The 1,335-nt window shown below is 34.8% G+C and carries 1 protein-coding gene; it reads left to right on the top strand.

Translation table 11 applies throughout. The annotated features are described in order from the left end of the window. Positions 1-178: 178 nt before the first annotated feature. A complete protein-coding gene (locus tag J1782_RS00265) occupies positions 179-1,309 on the top strand; it encodes a glycosyltransferase family 4 protein (RefSeq protein WP_217151902.1) in 1,131 nt (376 codons plus the stop codon). Positions 1,310-1,335 lie beyond the last annotated feature (26 nt).

The following is a 1,335-nucleotide window of genomic DNA, read 5'->3' as shown; positions in this document are numbered from 1 at the left end:
AAAATATTTTAAGTATGACACGCCATATTCAACAAGTGGTATTGTATTTCGGGTTTTTAAAGCTCTATTGAACGTGTCGCATCAGAACCAGAAAGTTGAGTATTTAAAGTATATTTTTTTTGCAGTGTGCGATGGATTCAGGTTTAAAACAGGTAAGCGTCATTAATGGTTAATATAAATGAAGAAAATATGTTATTTCATTAACTCGGACTGGTACTTTGATTTACATTGGCTTGAGCGAGCACTATGTACTCAAAAAGCAGGTTATCAGGTCTATATTATCAGCCATTTTATTGACAGCAGCTTAATTGATAAATTTACTGCTTTAGGATTTATATGTTTTAACTCGGCAATGCCGTCTCAATCCTTAAATCCGGTTAGATTTATTTTAGATTCCCTTAAGATATTTAAATTGATCAGGCAAGTTGATCCTGACGTATTGCATTGTATTACCATAAAACCATGTCTTATCGGTGGTGTATATTCAAAGCTATACTCAAAAAACATTGTCATTAGCTTTGTTGGGTTAGGCCGGGTTTTCACAGGAAGTAGTTTAAAATTTACATTTTTACGAAAGTTGATATCACCATTTTATAATTATATTTTTTCGAACAAAAAATGTTTACTTACTTTCGAACATGAAAATGATCGTTCTTGTCTTGTTGATTTAATTAATGTAGATAACGGTAAAGCTTTTGTTATTGATGGTGCTGGAGTAAATACTTCTGATTATTCTTTTTCACCAGAACAATCTCGGAAATTACCTACAGTTTTATTTGCGAGTCGTTTACTTTGGAGTAAAGGACTTGATGATTTAATTGAAGCAAAATGTATTCTCCACTCCCGTGGCGTCAATTTCACTTTAGATGTTGCAGGGATCGCGACTCCAGACGACCCTGACTCAATACCAATGCCTTACCTTGAAGAGCAACATTTAGCGGGTAATATTAACTGGCTGGGAAAATGTGATAATATGAAGGAAGTTATTGAAAATGCCAATATCGTGGCACTTCCTTCAGTTTACCCTGAAGGAATACCAAGGATTTTACTTGAAGCTTCGTCAGTCGGGCGAGCAATTATCTCATATAACATTGGTGGTTGTGGTTTTTTGATAAAGGATGGAGTTAATGGTTATCTGATCGATGCTGGCGATGTGGCCACTTTGACTGATAAATTGCAGTACTTGTTGGAAAATGAAATAGAAAGAAACACGATGGGAAAAAATGGCAGGGAGCTAGTTGAAAAAAAATTCTGTTCAACAATAATCCTCGCAGAGACGCTTAGGCTTTATAAGATTTTGTTGGATTGAAAAATATAGTTCTCATACCATAAGGG

Source organism: Rahnella sp. BCC 1045 (assembly GCF_019049615.1).
GTDB classification, from domain to species: Bacteria; Pseudomonadota; Gammaproteobacteria; order Enterobacterales; family Enterobacteriaceae; genus Rahnella; species Rahnella contaminans.
This window is presented reverse-complemented; position numbering and strand designations above follow the sequence as displayed.